Annotated in this window: 26 protein-coding genes and 1 pseudogene; 19 read left to right on the top strand and 8 right to left on the bottom strand. The window is 55.6% G+C overall.

Annotated elements, in window-relative coordinates; translation table 11 throughout:
* Positions 1–224 precede the first annotated feature (224 nt).
* Positions 225–1,075, top strand: a protein-coding gene (locus B3729_RS11675) for an IS5 family transposase (protein WP_286787972.1) whose coding sequence is annotated in 2 segments (ribosomal slippage) — positions 225–570 and positions 570–1,075 — 852 coding nt in all. Because the reading frame shifts where the segments join, the coding sequence is not laid out codon by codon here.
* An 84-nt stretch (positions 1,076–1,159) separates the two neighbouring features.
* On the opposite strand, the gene B3729_RS11680 is transcribed toward B3729_RS11675, so the two are convergent.
* From B3729_RS11680 to B3729_RS11695, 4 genes and pseudogenes are all read right to left on the bottom strand, one after another.
* Positions 1,160–2,083 carry an NADP-dependent oxidoreductase gene (locus B3729_RS11680; protein ID WP_286787973.1) on the bottom strand — a complete coding sequence of 308 codons (924 nt, stop codon included), beginning with the start codon at positions 2,081–2,083 and terminating at the stop codon, positions 1,160–1,162.
* A gap of 59 nt (positions 2,084–2,142) precedes the next feature.
* Entirely contained in the window at positions 2,143–2,580 is a 438-nt protein-coding gene (locus B3729_RS11685) for a DoxX family protein (protein ID WP_150346164.1), read from the bottom strand.
* Between the two features lie 262 nt (positions 2,581–2,842).
* Positions 2,843–3,154, bottom strand: a pseudogene (locus B3729_RS11690) (pirin-like C-terminal cupin domain-containing protein); the annotation flags it as partial.
* Between the two features lie 12 nt (positions 3,155–3,166).
* On the bottom strand, positions 3,167–3,763 hold the full coding sequence (locus B3729_RS11695; RefSeq protein ID WP_286787974.1) for a pirin family protein: 597 nt from the start codon (positions 3,761–3,763) through the stop codon (positions 3,167–3,169).
* A 145-nt stretch (positions 3,764–3,908) separates the two neighbouring features.
* Between B3729_RS11695 and B3729_RS11700 the strand changes: the two genes are divergently transcribed.
* The 8 genes from B3729_RS11700 to B3729_RS11735 all read left to right on the top strand — a co-directional run bounded on the left by B3729_RS11700 (position 3,909) and on the right by B3729_RS11735 (position 10,060).
* Entirely contained in the window at positions 3,909–4,817 is a 909-nt protein-coding gene (locus B3729_RS11700; protein ID WP_286787975.1) for a LysR family transcriptional regulator, read from the top strand.
* A gap of 122 nt (positions 4,818–4,939) precedes the next feature.
* A complete protein-coding gene (gene wrbA, locus B3729_RS11705) occupies positions 4,940–5,539 on the top strand; it encodes an NAD(P)H:quinone oxidoreductase (protein ID WP_286787976.1) in 600 nt (199 codons plus the stop codon).
* Positions 5,540–5,580: 41 nt separating this feature from the next.
* Positions 5,581–6,012, top strand: coding sequence for a nuclear transport factor 2 family protein (locus B3729_RS11710; protein ID WP_286787977.1), 432 nt, complete (start codon positions 5,581–5,583; stop codon positions 6,010–6,012).
* A gap of 71 nt (positions 6,013–6,083) precedes the next feature.
* Positions 6,084–6,989, top strand: a complete 906-nt coding sequence (locus B3729_RS11715; RefSeq protein ID WP_286787978.1) for a LysR family transcriptional regulator — start codon at positions 6,084–6,086, stop codon at positions 6,987–6,989.
* 264 nt (positions 6,990–7,253) lie between these two features.
* Positions 7,254–8,012, top strand: a complete 759-nt coding sequence (locus B3729_RS11720; protein ID WP_074828244.1) for an SDR family NAD(P)-dependent oxidoreductase — start codon at positions 7,254–7,256, stop codon at positions 8,010–8,012.
* A 64-nt stretch (positions 8,013–8,076) separates the two neighbouring features.
* Positions 8,077–8,382, top strand: coding sequence for a putative quinol monooxygenase (locus B3729_RS11725; protein WP_286787979.1), 306 nt, complete (start codon positions 8,077–8,079; stop codon positions 8,380–8,382).
* A gap of 30 nt (positions 8,383–8,412) precedes the next feature.
* Positions 8,413–9,252 (top strand): oxidoreductase, encoded by an 840-nt coding sequence (locus tag B3729_RS11730; protein WP_286787980.1) that lies wholly within the window; start codon positions 8,413–8,415, stop codon positions 9,250–9,252.
* A gap of 40 nt (positions 9,253–9,292) precedes the next feature.
* Positions 9,293–10,060, top strand: coding sequence for an SDR family NAD(P)-dependent oxidoreductase (locus B3729_RS11735; RefSeq protein WP_286787981.1), 768 nt, complete (start codon positions 9,293–9,295; stop codon positions 10,058–10,060).
* Between the two features lie 129 nt (positions 10,061–10,189).
* Here the strand turns inward: B3729_RS11735 and B3729_RS11740 are convergent, their stop codons facing one another.
* The gene (locus tag B3729_RS11740) at positions 10,190–11,119 is read right to left on the bottom strand and encodes an AraC family transcriptional regulator (protein ID WP_286787982.1); all 930 of its coding nucleotides are present in this window, start codon (positions 11,117–11,119) and stop codon (positions 10,190–10,192) included.
* 240 nt (positions 11,120–11,359) lie between these two features.
* Between B3729_RS11740 and mdcA the strand changes: the two genes are divergently transcribed.
* Genes mdcA through madM form a run of 9 tightly spaced genes read left to right on the top strand, consistent with a single transcriptional unit; the run spans position 11,360 to position 18,686 of the window.
* Positions 11,360–13,030: a malonate decarboxylase subunit alpha gene (mdcA, locus tag B3729_RS11745; RefSeq protein WP_150346171.1), complete on the top strand. Its 1,671-nt coding sequence runs from the start codon at positions 11,360–11,362 to the stop codon at positions 13,028–13,030.
* Complete coding sequence (locus B3729_RS11750) at positions 13,030–13,914, top strand: triphosphoribosyl-dephospho-CoA synthase (protein WP_286787983.1); 885 nt, start codon at positions 13,030–13,032, stop codon at positions 13,912–13,914. Before mdcA ends, B3729_RS11750 begins: the two co-directional genes overlap by 1 nt.
* Positions 13,902–14,216 carry a malonate decarboxylase subunit delta gene (locus tag B3729_RS11755; RefSeq protein WP_286787984.1) on the top strand — a complete coding sequence of 105 codons (315 nt, stop codon included), beginning with the start codon at positions 13,902–13,904 and terminating at the stop codon, positions 14,214–14,216. Before B3729_RS11750 ends, B3729_RS11755 begins: the two co-directional genes overlap by 13 nt.
* Entirely contained in the window at positions 14,209–15,072 is an 864-nt protein-coding gene (locus B3729_RS11760; RefSeq protein WP_150346174.1) for a biotin-independent malonate decarboxylase subunit beta, read from the top strand. The genes B3729_RS11755 and B3729_RS11760 overlap by 8 nt, the downstream gene beginning before the upstream one ends.
* Positions 15,069–15,869, top strand: coding sequence for a biotin-independent malonate decarboxylase subunit gamma (gene mdcE, locus B3729_RS11765; protein ID WP_286787985.1), 801 nt, complete (start codon positions 15,069–15,071; stop codon positions 15,867–15,869). Before B3729_RS11760 ends, mdcE begins: the two co-directional genes overlap by 4 nt.
* 23 nt (positions 15,870–15,892) lie before the next feature.
* A complete protein-coding gene (locus tag B3729_RS11770; RefSeq protein ID WP_286787986.1) occupies positions 15,893–16,519 on the top strand; it encodes a malonate decarboxylase holo-ACP synthase in 627 nt (208 codons plus the stop codon).
* Positions 16,516–17,451, top strand: coding sequence for a malonate decarboxylase subunit epsilon (gene mdcH, locus B3729_RS11775; protein ID WP_286787987.1), 936 nt, complete (start codon positions 16,516–16,518; stop codon positions 17,449–17,451). Before B3729_RS11770 ends, mdcH begins: the two co-directional genes overlap by 4 nt.
* 60 nt (positions 17,452–17,511) lie before the next feature.
* The gene (gene madL, locus B3729_RS11780) at positions 17,512–17,913 is read left to right on the top strand and encodes a malonate transporter subunit MadL (protein WP_010798972.1); all 402 of its coding nucleotides are present in this window, start codon (positions 17,512–17,514) and stop codon (positions 17,911–17,913) included.
* A gap of 8 nt (positions 17,914–17,921) precedes the next feature.
* A complete protein-coding gene (madM, locus tag B3729_RS11785; RefSeq protein WP_026003682.1) occupies positions 17,922–18,686 on the top strand; it encodes a malonate transporter subunit MadM in 765 nt (254 codons plus the stop codon).
* A gap of 15 nt (positions 18,687–18,701) precedes the next feature.
* Here madM and B3729_RS11790 read toward each other — a convergent pair whose 3' ends face one another.
* Positions 18,702–19,625: a LysR family transcriptional regulator gene (locus B3729_RS11790; RefSeq protein ID WP_150346178.1), complete on the bottom strand. Its 924-nt coding sequence runs from the start codon at positions 19,623–19,625 to the stop codon at positions 18,702–18,704.
* An 84-nt stretch (positions 19,626–19,709) separates the two neighbouring features.
* Positions 19,710–21,071 (bottom strand): aryl-sulfate sulfotransferase, encoded by a 1,362-nt coding sequence (locus tag B3729_RS11795; RefSeq protein WP_286787988.1) that lies wholly within the window; start codon positions 21,069–21,071, stop codon positions 19,710–19,712.
* 184 nt (positions 21,072–21,255) lie between these two features.
* On the opposite strand from B3729_RS11795, the gene B3729_RS11800 reads away from it, so the two are divergent.
* Positions 21,256–21,600, top strand: a complete 345-nt coding sequence (locus B3729_RS11800) for a DUF1883 domain-containing protein (RefSeq protein ID WP_173869118.1) — start codon at positions 21,256–21,258, stop codon at positions 21,598–21,600.
* Between the two features lie 96 nt (positions 21,601–21,696).
* Here B3729_RS11800 and B3729_RS11805 read toward each other — a convergent pair whose 3' ends face one another.
* The gene (locus tag B3729_RS11805; protein WP_010798967.1) at positions 21,697–22,191 is read right to left on the bottom strand and encodes a hypothetical protein; all 495 of its coding nucleotides are present in this window, start codon (positions 22,189–22,191) and stop codon (positions 21,697–21,699) included.
* Positions 22,192–22,519: the final 328 nt, after the last annotated feature.

Here is a 22,519-nt window from a genome sequence, read left to right on the forward strand (position 1 = left end):
TAACCTTCAACTGTTGTTTAATTTTTAAGATCCAGAGATCACTGTAGCGGTAACCGATTGCTCACGTATCCGGTGACTATAGCTGCAGTTGAGTTTAGTAGGTCGCGAGACCAGCCAATTGGATCCTATATAAAGCATGGCAGGCAGCTACGCTCGCTAGACTAGGGTTTGTCTGAAAAGTCGCGTTTGTTAGCCTAATGCCGTTGTGGCAAGCGGAGGCAGACATGACAGGTCGCTACGAGCTTTCGAGTCAGCGCTGGGCATTGATTGAAGACATCGTTTCTCCTCCCCAGATGGGCCGTCCTCGCCGGGATGATCGACAGATGCTCAATGGTATCTTCTGGATCCTTTGCTCCGGCGCTAAACGGCGTGATCTACCCGAACGCTATGGCCCTTGGAAAACGGTCTATCAGCGTTTTCGCCAATGGCGGGACGACGGAACGTTTGAGCACGTATTGACTCGTCTGCATCTGCAGCTTCGCCAAGATGGCTTTATCGATCTGGATACCTGGATGGTGGACTCTACGACCATTCGAACTACCCGTGCCGCGGCAGGAGGCGGAAAAAAAGGGGCCCGGACGAACCTGTAGATCATTGCTTGGGACGCAGCCGGGGTGGGTTAGGTACCAAGATTCACCTGCTTTGCGATGCCAATGGTTATCCGCTGAGCTTTACCCTCTCGCCTGGTCAGCAGGCCGACTCGCGCAACTTTATTCCGTTACTAGATCAGGTGCGTCTTCCTGGCTCTCAGGGCAGACCACGTAAGCGTTGCCGGACAGTGATCGCGGACAAGGGCTACGATAGTGAAGGGTTGCGTCGCTATTGCGACCGCTTCGGTATGCAGCCGGTGATTGCCCAGCGCACGATGCACCGCAAGCCCCTGCCAGGTCTGCCTCGCCTGTTTGATAGGCCTAAGTATCAACAGCGTAACGTGATCGAGCGGCTGTTCAGTTGGTTAAAGGAAAAGCGTCGGCTCTGTACTCGCTTTGACAAGCTGGCTAGCAGCTTCAAGGCCATGGTAACGCTGGCCTGTATCGAGCGATGCATGCGTGCCGACTTTTCAGACAAACCCTAATACCTTTCAAAATTGGCCAAAATAAATGACCGGTTTTAGAGAACCGGCCATTAAGTATTCATCATGTTAACGTTTGGAATCCTGCTATTCTCCAGCCTCCAGCACAATCTTGCCTCGGGTATGGCCTGTCAGGCTTTTCTGTAGCGCGTCAGCTGCGTTGGACAAGAGCATGGTTTCTACTTCCACGTTAAGTGCTCCCCGGTTAAATAAGTCGGCAATCTGTGCCAGTTGCTTACTATCTGAGCGGGTAGCGAAGCGTTTGCCTGTTGCTCTTATGCTACGAGCAGCTTCTTCACTGGGCGCGCTAACAGGCGATACCAGCACACCGCCCTTTTTTAACACCGACCAGGAGCGGGCTTGAGTTTCGCCGCCTACAAGGTCGATTACGATATCTATATCCGAAACGACTTTCTCAAAGGCTTCATGGCGGTAATCAATGAGTTGCGTAGCGCCTAGTGCATGTAGGTAATCATGATTATGGGCAGATGCCGTCGCGATGACTTCAGCGCCAGCTATACGAGCCAACTGTACGGCCATGCTGCCAACCCCGCCCGCCGCTCCCTGGATCAGGACACGTTGGCCTGCCTTAATGGCGGCATGCTCATGCAAGGCTTGCCAAGCCGTCAAGGCTGCCGCCGGCACACCGCTTGCCTCTAGCAATGAAAGGCTGTTGGGGTTTAAGACCAAACGGTCGGCATCCGCTACGGCCTGGGTGGCGTACCCACCTGTAATACCGATAAAGCCAAAAACCTCGTCGCCCAGGCTGAATGTGTCTACGCCTTCACCTAATGCGATAACCGTTCCTGCGACTTCAACCCCTGGCGTATAGGGTAACGGTAAGGGGATAAACTGCTTCATGGCACCGGAGAGGACTTTCCAGTCGATTGGATTTATTCCGCTGCCAGCTACCTGGATCAACACTTGTCCTTTACTCGGCGTCAGATCAGCTACTTCTTCAAGGCGGAGTACGTCGGGGTTCCCATATTGCTGTGCACGTATGGCTTTCATGATGATTTCTCTAGCGAAGGGTTGCAAGTTATGCCAGGCCGCTAGCCTGGCATCTGCCATCAGCTACGACGGGCGTCCAGGCTGTACTGGCCAGCCCCAAGAACCACTACTTGAAGAAGCCCACCGGCCATGGCGATATTCTTGAAGAAATGAATGAACTGATTTTGATCAGCCAGATTGTTATGGAAGGCCAGTGCGGTCACTACGCTAAACAAGGCCAGGAACGCAGCCACTGCTCGTGTCTGATAGCCGAGGACCAACGCAATACCGCCTACCACTTCAACCAACACGGCAACTCCGAGGGCGACGGCAGGAAACGGCAAACCGACCGACTCGATATAACCCATGATCATGGCAGGCGCAGTAATTTTGGAAATGCCTGAAAGGATGAAGATTGCGCTGATCAATATCCGGCCCAGCAATGCAGTTGTAGCTGCTGAAGCATTGGAAGCGGCTGTATGCGGAGCAGTTTGAACAAGGTTGGCTGACTGTGACATGAGTAGATCCTCATTTAGGACGCATCACCATGATGTGTCTCGATGGAGAGAAGTCTGCCTGTGGTTTGCTATTCGCAATAGCCGATTAATTTAGACCATTAGATTCGATTTAATCGAACATAATCTGTAGGCCTAACTCTTCTGAGCTTCAAGGTGTGAAGCTCAGAAGATAGCGGGGGCTAGTAGTCTCTGAGTAGGCTCAGAAAAGACAATGCCCGCTCCGAATGGCATCCGGGCGGGCATTAGGATAATGCGATGATGTTTACACGCCGGCTTTTAGACGGATTCGCGTTTCCGGTAACGGGATGAATTCATGCTCTCCAGGTACGCCTGGAAAACGCTGTAAACACCAGTCTTCGGCAGCTTGCTCGATGCGCTCACGGCGGCTCGATACAAAATTCCAGAAGATATGTCTCTTTTCAGGAAGCGGCTCCCCTCCCAGCAAGATCAACCGAGTCAGTCCCATTGCACTTAGTACAATCTCGGTTTCTGGTTTGAAGATAACCAGCTGGTCCCGGCCGAAGCGACCATCCTGCCCACTCACCGTAACCTCACCGCTTACGACGTAGATGGCCCTTTCGACATGTTATTTATGGATGCGATAGCGCGCTCCGGCCTCCAGTACCACGTCGGCGTAGAACAGATCAGAAAACGTGCGTGTAGGTGCCTGTTTATCATGCAACGCGCCAGCTAGTACCCTGACGGTAACCCCCTCGTCCTCTATTACAGGAATCTCTCCTGCGCTGACATGTTGAAAGCCTGGGTCAGCCTCTTCATGGGCTACTGGTAGGGCTAGCCATGACTGAAAGCCGAATACCGTACCGCCTGTTTGGCGGACCGCGTCGGTGCTGCGCTCGGAGTGAACAATTCCTTTACCTGCCGTCATCAGGTTGATTTCGCCCGGCCGTATGGTCTGGACATAGTGCTCGCTGTCGCGATGCAGCATCTCGCCGTCCAGCAGGTAAGTCATGGTCGACAAACCAATATGCGGATGGGGCCGTGTATCAAGCCCCTCGCCTGCCTTGAAAATGGTTGGTCCAAAGCTGTCCAGAAAAATGAAGGGGCCTACGGTACGTCGCTGTGCAGAAGGTAAGGCGCGGCGTACTTTAAAGCCATCACCCAAGTCTCTCACGGCTGGCAGGATGAGATGCTCAATAGCGGATGCAGAATTCGATAACGTCATGGTTGCGGGCCTCGCAGGGCATAGGTGCAATCGGCGGATTGCAGGCAAAAGACCTCACTCGGAAGTGATTACCAGGCCAGACTAAAACAGATGGGCGTTCAGCAAAATCCAGATAATATGCATTAAAACGTTCGAGGAATTCGAAATGATGTCTGATCCCGGTACGCCTACGCTGGACCAGTTGCGTGTCTTTCTTACTGTTGTTGAGGTGGGGAGTTTTGCCGGGGCTGCTCGTAAGCTACACCGGGCTACGTCTGTTATCAGCTATACCATTGCTAACCTTGAGATGCAGTTGGGCGTGACTCTTTTTGATCGCAAAACTACTCGTAAACCTCAGCTGACAGACGCGGGGCGAACGGTATTAGCCGAAGCGCGCATGGTATATAGCGGCATCAATGGACTGCGTGCCAAGGTAAAAGGACTCCTGCAAGGTCTTGAAGCCGAGATCCATCTGGTGCTGGATGTCATGTTGCCCAGTGCGCGGGTAGTAGATGCTTTGAAGGTATTTCGAGAAACCTTTCCCACGGTTTCTCTCCACCTTCATATAGAAGCATTAGGCGCCGTCACGCAACGGGTACTGAATCGAGGCGCCGCGTTGGGTGTCAGCGGTCCTTTGATTACTAACCTTGACGGTCTGGAGCGGATTGCAGTGGGCAGCGTTGACCTGGTGCCGGTTGCAGCACCCAGCCATCCGTTAGCTTCAGCCAGCGCCAACGCTCCTGGCGCTACCCGAGAGCATGTTCAGCTGGTCCTGACGGACCGCTCCACACTGACCGAGGGGCAGGAATACGCCGTTATGAGCGCCCGCACCTGGCGTCTGGCTGACCTGGGCTCCAAACACATGCTACTCAAGGAAGGTATTGGCTGGGGAAACATGCCGCAGCCCATGGTAGAGAGTGATATTGCCGAAAGAAGGCTGGTATTACTGGATTTGCCAGATTGCCCTGGGGGCACGTATGACTTTACCGTGATTTATCGTACCGATTCACCGCCTGGCCCTGCTGCCACATGGTTAATAGATCGCTTCAAGGCACAGGCCGCACAAAATCTCTAATTGCCACTATTCTATTTTATCGAACAAACCGGTCGATATTAGCTGGCTATTTTCGAATCTTGAGCCATGCGAAAGTTTCTCCACTGCGGCACTGGCCGCTTATTCCAAACAGGAGACGTCACATGGCTAAGGTTCTGGTTCTGTATTACTCCTCTTACGGTCATATCGAGACCATGGCTGAAGCCGTAGCCGAAGGCGCGCGTGCGGCAGGCGCTGACGTAGATATCAAACGTGTCCCTGAAACGGTACCGGAAGAGATCGCCAGGAGCGCGCATTTCAAGCTTGGCCAAGCAGCACCGGTAGCGACCGTTGCCGATCTTGAGCATTACGATGCGATCATTGTGGGCACAGGGACCCGCTTTGGCCGGATGAGCAGCCAGATGGCCGCGTTTCTGGATCAAGCAGGCGGCTTATGGGCACGCGGTGTATTAAATGGCAAAGTGGGCGGTGCCTTTACGGCCTCAGCTACACAGCACGGCGGCCAGGAAACGACCCTTTTCTCCATCATCACCAACTTGTTGCACTTCGGCATGACGATTGTGGGACTCCCCTACAGCCATCAAGGGCAAATGGGTGTTACAGAGGTGGTAGGTGGCGCACCATATGGCGCTACTACCATCACAGCGGGAGACGGCTCACGTCTGCCGAGCGAAACAGAGCTTGAGGGTGCGCGGCACCAAGGTGAGTTAACGGCAACAACCGCTATCAAGCTGTTCGGCTGAGCAGCGCTTTTGTTCTTCACTTACATAATCAGGAGACCGCAATGCGCACTGCAACCGAACTGCTGCAACAACACTTCGACACATTCGTAGCCAATCAGCCCCAATGGCAAACCTTGATTGCGGATAATCTTTTATGGGAGCTTCCCTTTGCCCCGTCACTAGGGCATCCCGCACAACTGGCGGGGCGTGAAGCGGTGCTTCATCACGTAGGCTGGTTCGTGGGTGCGGTAGAGCAGTTCCGCTTTTATGACCTTAAAATTCATGCCTCGGATAGTCCCGATGAAGCGAGTGCGGAAGTAAAGGCGGAAGGTATCATCACAGCGACTGGCCGGACCTATCACCAGGACTATGTGCTGTTCATCCGCGTAAAAGACGGAAAAATTGCATTCATTCGCGAGTACTTTGATCCGGTCAGAGCTGCACTTGCACTTGAGGCTCCCATACCGGGTTTTGAGGTGATCAGTGCTGATTAAAGAGCCTTTGCGTTCATAGTGCTTCCGTACGCTGTGCTTTTCAGGCAGACCTACCAGACAGGATGCTTACCATGCGTGGTCAGAATTATGCGGAACTCCAGGCATTCGTGGCGATTGCTGAACGTGGCAGTTTCGTTCGGGCTGCTGAAGAGTTGCAGGTATCCCCTTCTGCACTTAGCCAGACGATACGTAGTTTGGAAGAGCGCATGGGGGTGCGCCTCTTCAATCGCACGACACGCAGCGTAAGTCTGACCATTGCCGGCGAGCACCTGCTTGAACGGCTTAGACCTGCGTTGCAGGAGGTGGCCGACGCGGTAGAGCACGCGTGCTTGTTTGGCGAAAGGCCTGCCGGCCGCTTGCGTGTTCATGCGTTACGGCTGGCCTCGCGTGTATTCCTCGAGCCTATCTTCCAACCTTTCTCGGAGGCCTATCCCGAGATTGAACTGGATGTCGTGCTGGACGATCGACCCGTGGACATCGTCACAGAGGGATTCGATGCTACCTTGCGCCTGGGCGAGCTGATCGAGCAGGACATGGTAGGGATCAAGCTGGGGCCAGAACTCCGGCAGATTCCAGCCGCCTCGCCGAGTTATCTTGAGCGGTACGGGTATCCGGAAACGCCGTATGACCTGGAAAATCACCGCTGTATCAACTGGCGCTGGCCGGGCCAGATTCATCCTTATCGCTGGGAGTTCAAGCGTGATACTGAGTGGTTCGCGATAGCCGTCAAAGGTCCGCTCATTGTCAACGATCAGCGTGTTGCCATTGAGGCTGCCGTCAATGGTGTAGGCATCGCCTTCTGGTTGGAAGACCAGATGGAGCCCTTTATCCAAGCTGGAACATTGGTCCCGCTACTGCAGGAATGGTGCGCGCCGTTTGATGGTTTTTATCTGAGCTACCCTCGTCAGCGCCAACAGCTGGCCTCGCTACGGGCATTTATCGATTTTCTGAAAAAAGACTCCGCGCGCAGGCGTTGACGAGCCAACACATGATAATTCGCGGCCAGTAAAGCCCTTATCAGCATTTGGATTTAGCTAACCGACACTAACGCTTGTTATGTCTGCCGTAGAAGCGGCCGTCCTATGCGTCCCTTTCATCCCTGCCCTATTTACCTCTCGATTATTTAGCCTTCCTTCATAAGGCATGAAGAAACGCGGCGATTATCACGCCGGGCAAACTCGATATCGTGATCTCGACTTCAACAACAGCCGCTTGCGGCATTTGAACATTTGAGGAGAGACATGATGACTACCACTCCCATTCAAGAACTTGAAGGTAAAGTTGCCATTGTGACCGGTGCAGCCGGTGGGATTGGCGAAGCTGTGGCCACACTGTTTGCCGAGCGTGGCGCGTATGTCGTCGCTGAAGATATCAAGCCATCCGTCGTCGAGCTTGAGCAACGATCAGAGCGCATCGCTGCGCTGGTAGGCGACGTAGCCGAAGAATCCACCGCGCAGCGTGCGGTTGCCCTTGCCATGGAGCGCTTTGGCAGGGTTGATATTCTGGTCAACAATGCTGCGGTCATTCTCAATGTAAATGTGACCGATATGTCCATCGAGCAATGGGACAAGGTCATGAATATCAACGCACGCGGCATGTTCCTGCATTCCCGTGAAGCGATGCGTGTTATGGTCGATAACAAGCGCGGCGCCATCGTCAATGTAGGCTCTTATGCCTGCCAAGTGGCATTTCCCACTATCGGCGCCTATGCCGCATCGAAAGGGGCTGTCGCCCAGCTGACCAAGGTTCTGGCGCTTGAAGGCGCGCCGCATAATATTCGCGCGAATGTCGTCGCGCCTGGCGATGTAGAGACCGGCATTCTGGATGACATCATGCCCGACGGTCGCGCCTTTCTGCGTGAACATGCCACCCGTGCTCCGATTGGGCGAGTCGCCCAGCCCAGGGAGATTGCCGAAGTGATTGCGTTTGTCGCTTCCGATCGCGCCAGCTTCATGACCGGCTCGGTTGTCATGGCAGATGGTGGCTATACCACCGTTTGAGTCCTTTCGTACACCTGCTGCTCTATCAGGGCAGCAGGCCCCGGATGACTACGGAGACCTCCCTATGTCTCAGTTTACTAATATCGCTTTCATTCGCGCCCGGTCGGGTAAGACAGAGGTGCTGGGCCAGCAGCTGATGTCATTAATAGCACCCTCACGCCATGAACCGGGTTGCCTCGCCTATATGGTTCATCAAGGTCGCGACGAGCCGAACGAGTGGTTTATCCACGAGGTCTGGCGCTCTCCAGAAGACCTCGCCGCTCACCTTGAGCGGCCTTATGTAAAAGCCTTTCTGGCGCAGCTCCCAGCACTTATGGACGGTGAGATTGACATGCGGGCTTTTCAGTTGATCGATCTGGAGCCTGCATAACCCCGTTATCAACATGACAGGAGAGATCCTATGAATCAGACAGCACACTCCCCCGTATGGTTTGTAACAGGCTGCTCCACTGGGTTTGGCCGTCACATTGCGGAATACGTACTGGCTCAGGGTTACCGCGTAGTGGTAACGGCACGCAAGCCCGAGCAGTTAAAGGACCTTCAGAATAAAGGTGAGGCGCTGGTACTGCCGCTGGATGTTACAGACCCGCGTCAAGCAAAGATCGCCATCGAGTCAGCCGAAGCTGCTTTCGGCGCTGTAGATGTGCTGGTGAATAATGCCGGCGTTGGGTATTTCGCTTCAGTGGAGGAAAGCGATCTCAACCAGGTACGCCAGATGATGGATGTTAACTTTTATGGTGTTGCGAATATGCTTCAAGCCGCTTTGCCTGGTATGCGCCAACGGCGGCAGGGCATCATCGTCAATCTGACCTCCATCGGCGGGCTCTGCGGCTTTCCTGCGGTAGGATACTACTGCGCCAGCAAATTCGCCGTTGAAGGATTATCAGAAACACTTCGCCAGGAAGTGGCGCCGTTAGGCATTCATGTCATGACGGTAGAGCCCAGTGCGTTTCGTACGGAGTGGGCAGGGTCAGCGCATGAAACGCCGCACACCCATGAAGACTATGCACCAACAGCCGGTGCAGCTATCGAAGCCTATCACCAGTCGATTGGCAGGCAACCGGGCGATCCTGCCCGAGCCGCCGCAGCCATTTTTAAAGCAGTAGAAAGCCAGGAAAAACCGGCACGCTTACTACTGGGCAATAGCGCATTCGAGTGCGCCTTAGGCAAGTTAGATGAACTTGCCCGAGATTTTGGAGACTGGGAAGCCGTTTCGCGCGGTGCCGACTATCCCGGCTGATAAATGACCTTTTGTTTGTTCACCCTGCGAGGAATGAACCATGAATCGATTTGACAAAAAAGTCATTGTTATTACAGGCGGAGGCTCTGGCATCGGCGAAGCAGCGGCCCGCCGCTTTCTTTCAGAGGGCGCTTCGGTTGTTCTCTCTGGACGAAACGCTGAACGCCTTGAAGCGGTAGCCGATGGATTTTCTTCTGACCGGGTGATGACCGATGTGGCAGATGTGTCGCAACGCGAAGCATGCGACCGGCTGGTCGATCATACTGTGGAACGGTTTGGTCAGCTAGACGCAGTTATTAATGCGGCAGGTATGAATCTGGTCGGCAGCATCAGCGAAACCAGTGATCATCATTGGCGAGCCTGTATGGGCACGGATCTGGATAGCGTGTTTTATATCAGCCGTCGTGCAGTGCCACATCTGGCTCGTGCAAAGGGGGTCATCATCAATGTTGGGTCCGTTTCTTCATTGGGTGGCGGCTGGTCGCATGCTGCCTACTGTGCAGCCAAAGCAGCCGTAGCCAACCTTACACGCTCCATCGCCTGTGATTATGGCAAATATGGAGTCCGGGCTAACACGGTGTGTCCCGGTCTTACCCTTACCGGCATGGTAGAAAAGATCATGGATGACGAGGCCTTGCTTGAAAAGGCGTGGGAGCGTATTCCCTTGCGCCGTGCAGCGAAACCGGAAGAAATTGCCGCCGCCATTGCCTTCCTGGCCAGCGAAGAGGCCGCTTACATTACAGGCGTAACGCTACCTGTGGATGGAGGACAAACCGCCACCGATGGTGGGCCTGAATGGGGCAAGTAATCACTATTAAAAAGGCATCATGCTCTGAAGTCATTAACCTCCTTCAGAGTATGATGCCAAAACATTTAACTGGCTTTCCAGACCTAAAAGTCCCTAGTCGGGATAGCATCATATTGATACCAAAGCGGATTATGCCTTTCGCCTGAATTGCCCAATGTGCTTGGCCGGCGATACGCCAAAAAAGCGGCTGTATTCCCGGCTGAACTGCGAGGGACTCTCATAGCCCACTCTGTAACAGGTGCTGGTCACATCCAGACCTTCGGACATCATCAGCCGATGCGCTTCGTTCAAGCGTAACTGCTTCTGATACTGCAAGGGACTCATGGCGGTAACCGCCTTGAAACGATGGTGAAACGCAGATGTACTAAGGTTTACGTGCTTGGCTAAGGCATCGATACTGAGCGGCTCGCAAAAGTGGTTATTCAACCAATCAATCGCACGCGCCACCCGCTGGGCCTGGCTATCCCCAAACGCCACTTCATACAGGCGATGCCCATGCTTACCTTTAAGCAATCGATAGTAGACTTCCTTTATCGCCATGGGCGCAAGCATGGGAATGTCATCTGGAGACTCCAGCAACCGCAACAGGCGCAGCATGGTGTCCAGAATGGACGGATCAATCTGGTCCAGAAACAACCCGCGCTCCGCCGGGCGATCAGGGACGCCGATCGGACTGGCATCTGAAACCAGCTGAGCGATTTCGCAAGGGTCGAGATCGAGACGAAGACACAGATACGGTTTATCGCTGGTCGCTTCGATCACCTTGCCTGCCAGCGGCAGGGTAACGGAAACCACCAGGTAGTGAAGCGGATCGTAGCGGTAGCATTCTTCCGCCAGCTGAACTTCTTTTGCTCCTTGCACAATGATGCAAAGACCTGGCTTATGAACAGTATGGATGGTCTGTGTCGGCTGATCGCTACGAATCAGATGCAGTGGCTGAATGGCAGTTGGGTGGACACCAAAGTCAGGAGCAAAGCGCTCAACGATACGGACCAGCTCAACGCGACGGGACGTCATAGAGTCCAACGCTTCAGCGTACTCGCTTGCAAGGCTCGTCATCTTGCGGTTCTCCTGCGCAGTAGCCAGTCAGGGATTTAGCCGAAATCAGGTATGTATGTTTTAGCAGCCTGCGCATCGCGAGGAAAGTAATCACTGCTCAGCGTTCGGTATGGGCACCATCACCACGTGGCTACACGCCTCAAATCGTTACGCTCAGGTTAACGATTTGACGGTGAGGTTGATTGAAGGTCCGCCTGCGGAGGTCTAGCGTGAGACCACGACAGCGGACTTCGTGGAGTCATCATGACAATAACCTCTCCTCCACCTCAATGGTCGCGGCGGCGCACCGAAAAGCAGCGGCGAGTCGCCAAGGCAAGTGCCTATGCCGAAGGCGCGGTCATCCGAACCGATCGCATCGTTGAAGCCCTTGAGGTGCTGATTGCCCCCGGTGATCGCGTGGTGCTGGAAGGCAATAATCAGAAACAGGCTGACTTTCTGTCTCGCTCATTGGTAAAGGCCGATCCTGGCAAGCTCCATGATCTGCACATGATCATGCCAAGCGTAGGGCGCGCCGAACACCTGGATCTGTTTGAGCGCGGTATCGCCCATAAACTGGACTTCTCCTTTGCCGGCACACAGAGTCTGCGTATCAGTCAGCTGCTCGAAGACGGACTGTTGGAAGTTGGCGCTATCCATACCTATATCGAGCTCTACTCACGGCTGTTGGTGGACTTGATTCCCAACGTTGTGTTGTCCGCTGGCTTCAAGGCAGATCGCCACGGGAATATTTATACCGGCGCCAGCACCGAGGACACACCCGCCCTTATCGAAGCAGGTGCCTTTAGCGATGGCATCGTCATCGTTCAGGTCAACGAATTGGTGGACGACACAAGTGATCTGCCCCGCGTGGATATCCCTGCCTCGTGGGTCGACTTTGTAGTGGTGGCGGACAAGCCCTTTTACATCGAACCTCTGTTTACCCGAGACCCTCGTCATATCAAACCCGTCCATGTGCTCATGGCAATGATGGCAATTCGTGGGATCTACGAGAAGCATAACGTGCAATCGCTCAATCACGGGATTGGCTTCAATACGGCTGCGATTGAACTGATCCTGCCTACATACGGTGAACGCCTGGGTCTCAAGGGTAAGATCTGTCGTAACTGGACGCTCAATCCGCATCCCACGCTTATTCCAGCGATTGAAAGTGGCTGGGTGGAAAGCGTTCATTGCTTTGGCACCGAACTGGGCATGGAAAACTACATCGCAGCCCGACCGGACGTGTTTTTCACCGGACGTGACGGCTCCATGCGCTCTAATCGAATGATGTGCCAGCTGGCAGGGCAATACGCCGTCGACCTGTTTATCGGCGCAACGCTGCAAGTGGATGGTGATGGACACTCCTCCACCGTAACACGTGGACGTTTGGCCGGTTTTGGGGGCGCACCCAACATGGGACATGATCCTCATGGCCGTCGCCACGGCACACCCGCATGGCTCGACATGCGAGTGGAGGAAGGTCCGACCGCCATGCTTGAGCGTGGCCGTAAACTGGTGGTGCAGATGGTCGAGACCTTTCAGGAAGGTGGCAAACCCACGTTCGTCGATAGGCTCGATGCCGTCGATGTAGCCAAGAAAAGCGGTATGCCGCTGGCGCCTGTGATGATCTATGGCGATGACGTCACGCATCTGCTCACAGAGGAAGGAATTGCCTACCTGTACAAGGCCCGCTCTCAAGAGGAGCGTCGAGCATTGATTGCGGCGGTTGCAGGTGTGACTGATATCGGTTTACGCCACGATCCTAAACGAACCGAGCAGATGCGCCGTGAGGGCCTGCTGGCTCTGCCGGAAGACTTGGGTATTCGCCGTACCGACGCTACACGTGAGCTCCTGGCAGCCAAGAGCATTGCCGATCTTGTCGAGTGGTCAGGCGGCCTCTACAACCCTCCAGCCAAATTCAGGAGTTGGTAATGCGTGCCTTGATCGCGGTACCCCTTCCCTCCTCCATCGCCGGGCAGCTGGCGGATCTGGCGGTGCACGTCCTTATCGACGAGGCAGATCTTTCGCCCAAGCCTGGTTTGGTCGATCGCCGCAGTAATGGCGCGCATACAGATCTGAACCTAGGGCTGATGCACAGCTCGGCCTATGCACTGCGGCAAACCTTTCAAGACATAGCGGAAGCCGCCAGTGCTGCGAAGGACTTGGACCAGTCCTTGCGCGAGACGCTGGGTCAGCTGGGCCGCAAGGGCGAAAGTGTCATGTTGGAAACCACTGGTGGAGTCAATACGCACCGTGGCGCGATCTGGGCCCTGGGCCTGCTGACTGCTGCTGCGGCATTTAAGCCGGAACACTGTTCTCCTGCGGACGTGGCTCACCGCGCTGCTCTGCTGGCGCGGCTGCCTGACCGGTTTGCGCCTAAGGCACAGAACAGTCATGGTCTCAGAGCCTGCGCCCGATACGGTCTTCCCGGCGCCCGTGAACAGGCGCAAGCGGGCTTTCCCGCTGTGGTAAGGCACGGTTTGCCACAGCTGTTGAAAAGCCGGACGGAAGGCTCTGGAGAGCAAAATGCGCGGCTGGATGCCCTTATCGCCATCATGGCCGTTTTACCGGATACCTGCGTCCTGCATCGGGCGGGCCTTGAGGGCTTGGATGCACTTCAACAAGGCGCGCAGGCATTCCTTGCGCAAGGTGGCAGCGCAACCCTGGCTGGGAGACGCGCGTTGCGCCAGCTGGACGACGCGTTACTACGCCTGAATGCGTCCCCAGGTGGCGCGGCCGATCTGCTGGCCGCCACACTGTTTCTTGATCGCCTGGAATTCCGCCTGCAGAGGAGCGCTTTCTCATGGAAACCTTAACGTTTGAATTTCCGGCCGGCCAGCCCTCTCAGGGTAAAGCCCTAGTGGGCTGTGTTGGCTCGGGAGACCTAGAGGTGCTGCTGGAGCCCGGTGAGGCTGGCACGCTCACGTTGAATGTCGTGACATCGGTAAATGGCAGTGCGGCATGTTGGCAAAACCTGTTCGAGCGGATGTTTCGTGAGCAGACGCCACCGGCGTTAAATATCGAAATCCACGACTTTGGCGCTACGCCCGGCGTCGTGCGCTTGCGTCTTGAGCAGGGATTGGAAGAACTACAGCTGGAAGGAGCGCGCCATGACTGATACCGCACGCCTACTCCAACCTCGTAGTTTCATTGAATTAGGTGCCCGGCAGCGGGCTCGCGCCCTGCTCGATGAGGGCAGCTTCCGCGAATTGATCGGCCCGTTTGAACGCATGATGTCGCCTTGGTTACCCAAGCAGGACATCGTGACGCAAGCGGATGATGGCGTAGTCATTGCCAAGGGTACGATTGACGGCCAGCCTGCTGTAATTGCTGCCATTGAAGGCGCTTTCCAGGGTGGAAGCATGGGTGAAGTGGGCGGAGCCAAGATTGCTGGTGCTCTGGAGCTGGCGGCTGAAGACAACCGTAACGGTATCCCAACCCGCGCCGTGCTTTTGCTGGAGACCGGTGGCGTACGTCTGCAGGAAGCCAACCTGGGACTGGCCGCTATTGCTGAAATCCAGGCGGCTATCGTCGATCTCCGAGAGTATCAACCGGTCGTGGCCGTTATCGCCGGCCCCGTTGGTTGTTTTGGTGGTATGTCCATCGCTGCCGGACTGTGCAGCTATCTGATCGTGACGCAAGAAGCACGGCTGGGCCTTAATGGTCCTCAAGTCATCGAGCAGGAAGCGGGAATCGACGAATATGACTCTCGGGATCGCCCCTTCATCTGGAGCCTGACCGGGGGTGAGCAGCGCCACGTAACGGGTCTTGTGGACGCCTATGTGCCCGATGATACCGAGACGATTCATGCGCAGATTCGTACCTGTTTCAGACAGGGTAAGCCTGCGCTCGAACGCAGCCGACGGTACGCCTGGTTTCTTGACCGCCTACACCGTCTTGAACCCGAACAACCCATCGAGGCGGTAACCGTCCGCAACCTATATGCCGCGGGCGATGAAGGAGGTGTGAAATGAACCTCTCTACACGTGGACTGATCTGGTTCAACGCACTTTCACCTAATGCGAAATCCTTTGAGAGTTTGCCCGCCTCGTTGAAGGTTGGCGATACAACACTGGGCAGCTTACCGGCTCGCGTGATTGCAGTGGTCCCCGATGAGCAAAACCCCTTTCCCCGCGCTCGCCGCGGTGAGGTGGGGCTGCTCGAAGGCTGGGGCCTGGGTCAGATCATTGATGAAGTTATAGAGGCCGACCGCGATCACGACACCAAACGCGCACTGGTCGCCATCATTGACGTACCAAGCCAGGCGTATGGCCGCCGTGAGGAAGCACTGGGTATCCACCAGGCCCTAGCAGGTGCAGTGGATGCGTATGCACGCGCTCGGCTCGCAGGCCATCCGGTAGTGGGTCTGATTGTGGGCAAGGCGATGTCCGGTGCGTTTCTTGCTCATGGCTATCAGGCCAATCGTCTTATTGCGCTGCGCGATCCCGGTGTTGAGGTGCATGCAATGGGCAAAGCATCAGCAGCACGCATCACCCTGCGCAGCGTCGACGAGCTGGAAGCGTTGGCGGCAAACATTCCACCCATGGCATACGACCTCGATAACTATGCCTCGCTGGGTCTCCTATGGGAGACGCTATCGGTCGAGCGCATCGAACGTCCTACCGAAGGCGATATCAATCGGGTAAGCGAATGCCTGCAACAGGCCATGGCCGATATTGCGGCAGGATCGCATGATTTGCGTGGCCGCCTGGACGCCCCCAATCGCAGCGCATCACGACAGGTGCGGGAAAAGTTGCTGGAGCAATGGTGACTCTAATTGATTATGGAGGCTTTATGAAGCCAGCCCCTCGCCCACATGATCTGCTCTGGGGATTTACCCCGGAGCAGCTGCCTACCACAGCACCGCAATGGGCCTTCGCGGCAGTCGCGGGTGGGGAGCCAGTCGTTGTTCGTCGAGCCGAGGGCAAACCCGGCGTTGTGGCCATAGGTATACGCGGCCGTGGGCGCGAAGAGCGTTTCGGCACCTGGATGGCTTTGGACCATGTCGTTCGTAGCCGGTCACCCGAACAACTGGTTGCGGCCGTCAGCAGTCACCCGATTGATCTACCTGCCATGACAGCCCTGGTATGGGCCAAACCTTGCCTGGATGCTACCGGTCTCGTCTGGGGGGTGACCGGCAGTGCGGGTTTCCAGCTTGCGACGGGTATCCGCACGTTACACGCTGAAAGCGATCTCGATCTGCTCATACGTGCACCCGCACCTCTTTCCCGGTCACAGGCATTAGCCCTGCTGAATAAGCTGGACAAGGCACCGTGCCGCCTGGACATTCAACTGGAAACCCCCCAGGGAGGCGTTGCCTTGCGTGAGTGGGCGCAGTCAAGCAGCCGTGTCCTGCTCAAGCGAGCCAGTGGAGCCTGTCTGGTCACTGATCCCTGGCACTTGGCGGAGATCGCTGCGTGAGCAGCCTTTTCCTGTTCCCCGGCCAAGGTGCGCAGCAGCCAGGCATGCTACACGCGCTGCCAGACGAGCCGGTTGTGCGAGACGCCTTGCAGGAAGCTGAAGCCATCCTCAATGTGTCGCTCGACATGCTGGATACCGCTGAGGCCTTGCAATCGACACATGCTGTTCAGCTCTGCCTGTTGATTGCAGGCGTTGCCAGTGCACGTCTGTTGTTGGAACAGGCCCCTGCCCCGGACTATGTCGCTGGCCTCTCCATTGGTGCCTACCCAGCCGCCGTTATAGCTAACGCGCTCGACTATACCGATGCGTTAAGGCTGGTGGATCTGCGCGGCAAGCTGATGCAAGAGGCGTTTCCCAACGGGTATGGAATGCTGGCGATGCTGGGGCTACAGCGTCATGAGGCTGAATGCCTGATAGAGGCTACCTCGACCGCAGATGCGCCTGTCTTTCTAGCCAACAGCAATGCCGAACAACAGTTTATCGCGTCCGGCTCGGACGTTGCGCTGGCAGCCCTGGCCGAAAAGGTTCGCTCAGGCGGTACCGGCGTTACACGCCGCCTGGCCGTCAGCGTACCCTCCCATTGCGCTTTATTGACCGAGCCGGCCAATCGGCTCGCCGCCACGTTCCAGTCGATAACCTTGCACCGCCCTCAGATACGCTACCTGAGCAGTAGCTCCGCCCGGCTCATCATGGACCCGGCGCGTCTTGCTGATGATCTGGCCTTCAATATGTGCCGCACCGTGGAGTGGCACGCGACCTTACGCAATGCTCAGGAACGCGGCGTGCAACTTACCGTTGAGTTGGCGCCCGGCACGGTGCTGACCACGCTTGCCAAACGCGTCATTAACCCCGGAACCGCAGTAACGTTTCAAGGTACACGGACCGACACCATTACTGCGCTGCTGCGCGAGGAGGCCAATCGCGACCGATAGAGAGATCGCCTAGTGTTTCGAAGCACAAGAACAAGAACTTCGACCCAGAGGACAATAACAATGATTATCTACGGTGTGGCTCTACTCTCCATCTGCACGCTGACCGGCATCTTTATCGGTGAAGTGCTCGGCAAACTAATCGGTGTCCCTGCAAACGTGGGCGGTGTTGGCATCGCCATGCTGATGCTCATCTTTCTAAGTAGCTGGATCGGCAAGCACGGCAAGTTTCATCCCAAGACCGAACAAGGCGTAGAGTTCTGGAGCGCGATCTACATTCCCATCGTCGTGGCCATGGCGGCCCAGCAAAATGTGGCTGGTGCACTCAAGGGCGGCCCGGCGGCTATTCTTGCCGGCTTTCTAGCCATTGCCATCGCGTTTGCCCTGGTGCCAGTACTGAACAAAGTGGGCCGAAAAAAAACGGTAGCACCTGCCCTTGATCAGCTGGCCAGCGTACAACGGTGACTGACATGATTATTGAATCACTGACCAAGGTCACCCAGGCGTACGGCATGATCAGCGCCTTTGCCCTGATAGGCGTTACCATGTGGGTTTCTTATTGGCTCAGCGCCAAGCTGACCAAGGGCCGCCTGCACGGCTCCGCCATTGCAATCTTTTTTGGACTGCTATTGGCTTATATCGGTGGGGTCACGACGGGCGGCCAGAAGGGACTGGTAGATATTCCGCTGCTTTCCGGCCTGGGCATACTGGGCGGCGCCATGCTCAGGGATTTTGCCATTGCCGCCACTGCCTTCGGCGTTAACGTGGACGAGCTCAAGGAGGCGGGTCTTGCCGGCGTGCTGTCACTGTTTGTAGGGGTAGGGACGTCGTTCATTGCAGGGGTTGCCGTGGCGCTTGCCTTTGGCTATACCGACGCCGTAAGCCTGACCACAATTGGCGCCGGTGCCGTCACCTATATCGTTGGTCCTGTCACCGGAGCCGCGATTGGTGCCAGTTCGGAAGTCATGGCGCTTTCCATTGCGGCAGGCCTGGTCAAGGCCATCGTGGCCATGGTCGCGACCCCGTTTGTGGCGCGCTATATTGGCCTGGACAACCCACGCACGGCTGTCATCTTTGGTGGGCTTGTCGGAACGTCTAGCGGCGTGGCTGGGGGACTGGCTGCAACCGACCCGAAACTTGTGCCCTATGGCTGTCTGACGGCCGCATTTTATACAGCGATCGGTTGCCTGCTCGGACCTTCGCTACTCTTTCTCGTCACACGTGCAATCTTTGGCTGAGCGTGATGCGGAGCCTTATGGCTCCGCATTCATCTTGCGTGCATACATCCGGCATTCAGCAAGAAACGCCAGCAGGTTTGGATCACGCTCCTTGCTACGCAAGAACACTACGCCAATTCGTTGTTGCAAGCGGTACTGAGGGGCTAGCGGCACCAGACGAATGCGGTTTTCATACACCGCCTCGACCCGCCCCGGCAGTAACGCGTAGCCCACGCCCGAACTGACCATACTCATGAGCGAGAAGATATCGTTGACCTGCATGATGACCTCCGGCTCGAACCCGGCTTGATGAAACACCTGCCGTCCATCCCTAAAGGTGGCAAAACCTTCAGTCAACGTCACGAAGGGCACTCCATGCAGATCACGCAAATCGACCACATCCTGATGAGTGAACGGTGAGTCTGCAGGCGCGGCCAGATAGATGTCATCGCGAAAGAGTTCAACGCTCTCGCAATCGGGATCAGCCATTCCGTCATCCAGCGCGATGAGCATCGCATCCAGCTTCATGTTCCTGAGCCGGTAGGTCAGGTCGGCATTGGAGCCCAGAATCAGGTCGATATTGAGTTCGCTACGTCGAAGCTTGAGCCCCATGATCAGCTGGGGCACGGTCTTGACTGTAAGCGAATACAACGCACCCAGGCGGAAACGGTCGGATGAGAAACCGGCTGCCAGACGCGTCAGCCGTATGGTCTCGGTTAGATCCTGCATGAGCTGTTGTGCCCGTGCTTCCAGAACGAAGGCCCCATCCAGTGGCGTGAGGTTGCGCCCTTCATGCTTGAACAGTGGGCAGCGCAGCGCACTCTCCAGCGAGTGGATAGCCCGGTGGACACTGACATTGCTCGTTCCGAGCTCGGCTGCGGCCCGCCCCAGGTTGCCGCTGCGCATGAATGCCAGAAAGATCTCCAGCTTTTTCAGAGTCAGTTCTTCATCGATCGCCATGAAACGCCTTATCGTTCATTGACAGGGATGGTCCCATTGTTTCACGTCGCAACCGGGCTATGCTGGTACTTGTTTCCTGCCAGGCTATTGCCCTGAATCCACCTCGACTTTTACGCATTGGGGTGCCATTGGATATAGCTCGCAATCAGGCATTACGGCATTTTCCTTATGCGGAGTGCCGGATGGGGCCCAGTCGTAGTTTACCGCCTCTGCCCGGTACACGCGGTTGGTCACATAGCGATCCGTTGGGGCCGACTTGCCAGTGTACGGGCTGATATATTCCCAGACGATCTCCCCCGCGGGCGTGATCTGGAAGAGACGGCCATTCTGACCTTCATTGATAAGAGTGTTGCCGTTAGGCAGGCGGCGGGCATTACTGATAAATGCACTGAAAAAGGTCCAGGGTGCGCGGCCAGACTGTACGGCTGTATATTGCCATACGATTTTGCGGGTCACGGGATCGATCTCGAGAATACGGGACGCTGAAAAAATGCCCTTGCGTGCAGGAGGAAAACCGGCACTGCCCTGATTATCGAACAGCAGGAGGTTGCCAGCATCCGGCAAACCTTCAGGAATGAGGTGGGTGTCGTGCTGGCCTACGATCTGGTCCACAGGTCGTGGCACCGGACCGGCCAGCTTTACCTCAGGATAATCCGGCCCAAGCCGCCATACGACCTTGCCGGTCTTGCGCTCTACGATAAAGACCACATTGGCGTCGCGAGCGCTAACCATGATGTTGTCAGGCGCAAAGCGAGAATCGCCCTGCTGGTGCCAATGGTTGGCGCCAAGGGGTGCTGCCGTATTGAGATGCAGAAAATCCGGATCATCCGACTCACGAATCAGCGAGAGCTGCTCGGGTGTAAATCCCAGCTCATCCAGGTGATCCGATACCCGCCATTGCCAGACCTGTTTTCCAGTTTGATCAATTTGTCGGATCAGATTATCAATCACTTGCGGCGCCGAAAAACCGGCCAACGGGGTCAGTTCACTGGTCAGCATCAAGGTATCGCCATTCGCCAGACGGCGTATGTCATGATGTTGATAGGCTGGGGCTTCACGGCTTCCCCACTGCCAGCGCACCTGTCCATCCCAGCTCACTTCCCCTACTACCTGGTTGTAGAGTCCATTCCCTGATGATGCCAGGGAAACCGGTTTGTCCAGGTTTCCCAACTGCACAAGTACGTGCCCTTTTTCTCCACCAGCCTGCTCCGGCGTCAGCGCAACCGACGGAAAGCCAGGATAACGCCACTGTTTTACCTCATTGCCATTCATATCGATCAAGTGGGTACGCTGGTCGCTACCATCAAACAGCACAAAGCTGCCATACGCCTTTTCGGGATCATAAAACGTCGTGCCGGTTGGTACCGAACTGGACATGGCTGATGCAGAGCCGCAAGCCAGCAGGCCAGCTAGAAGCAGAGACGATATCTTCGAGCGTATAGTCATTAAACCCTCATCCTTTTCACGTTCGCCACTAAATGGCTCGCCTGTGGATGCATTAGAGAGCAACGCAAGGGTAAGTGCACTGCACGCGCAAGGATGATCGGGAGATAGGCACCTGTGTTGAAGAGGTGAGACCGACTACTGACTCAGCACACGACCAATCATATGGGATAGCCACGCCCGGGCTATGGTATCGTTCACCTTTGAAAGACAGCGCTGTGGAGCTGCAATGAAATTCGTACACCAGCGCGAGCACCTTAACGAAGGTGATATGGTCGTTATCGACTGCTCGCAGACCTGCAATATTCGCCTCATGAACGACGCCAACTTTCGCAGTTTCAAAAACGGCGGTCGGCATACCTATCACGGCGGCGCGTTTGACCGGTTCCCCGCCAAGATCAAGGTTCCAAGCACAGGCTTCTGGAACATTACGCTTGATGTCGTGACGCGGCGCCCAATCAGCGTAACCCGCAAGCCGACGTTTACCCACTCCATTAAGATCGTCCGGAAATCCCCTTCCGATTTTCGTTAGGCAATGACCCTCCGCCTGCTCTGTAGCACGAGCAGGCGATTCGTGGGCTTTCGGGCCCGCCAGCAGGTGACTAACACTGGCTGACGTGCACCGGGCTCAACGATCAAACAGACTTTGAAACCAGTCCCAGATACCAAAGGAAAAGTCCGGGAAAAAGTCGATATTCAGAGCTGACTTGAGAATGTAAAGGCAGAAAGTCAGCAGAATGGAGGCGACGGTGAACCAGATCAGCATCAACGAGCCTTTGACAAAGGCCTTGGCAAATAACGAAAGCTCCGATGTTCTTTTTTGCTCGTCTGCATGACCTTTGCCAGCCACCATTACAAAGTAGTAACGACTACGAAAGAATTTGAACGTAGTCCGGACATCGACCGGGTGTTTGCTCCAGGGGCGAGTACCGAAGGCCAGCTTCAATGAGGCCAGTTGCTCGGCGGTAAAGGTATCCCGCGTCTCGGCGGGTAGCCGCTCTTTAAGTCCCCGAATAAAGGCGTCTTGATGAATGGTCTTCTGGGTATTGACTGCGTCTTCTTTGCTGACGTAATCACTTAATCCCTGAACAAATGACTCAGGTTGTACGATTGTTTCCTGCATCGCCTTAATCCTTTTAAGTTGCGTATGCCTATCCCACGCTGCATTCCAGCGACTTCTTTAACTGCCAGATTTCTTCCTTACCATGCAGGTACTACTGCTGGGCTTTACGTTGAGCCTCCTCTTGTTCAGATATGACCCTTCTCCATGGGGATGATGAAGCGTCTTGTAACGGCACGCCTGCGTTAGCAGATGCAATACCTCGTTACGAAGAGCTACTTCACGAAATAGCATCAATGTGCCATGTAGACAAATCAATGCTATTTAGTTCATGCCAGAAACTTTATTTAGCCCATGTGCAGGCAGTCACAGGCGACATGTGCGGCACGTT

Source organism: Pseudomonas sp. UBA3149 (assembly GCF_002364655.1).
In the GTDB taxonomy this organism is placed as follows: Bacteria; Pseudomonadota; Gammaproteobacteria; order Pseudomonadales; family Pseudomonadaceae; genus Chryseomonas; species Chryseomonas luteola.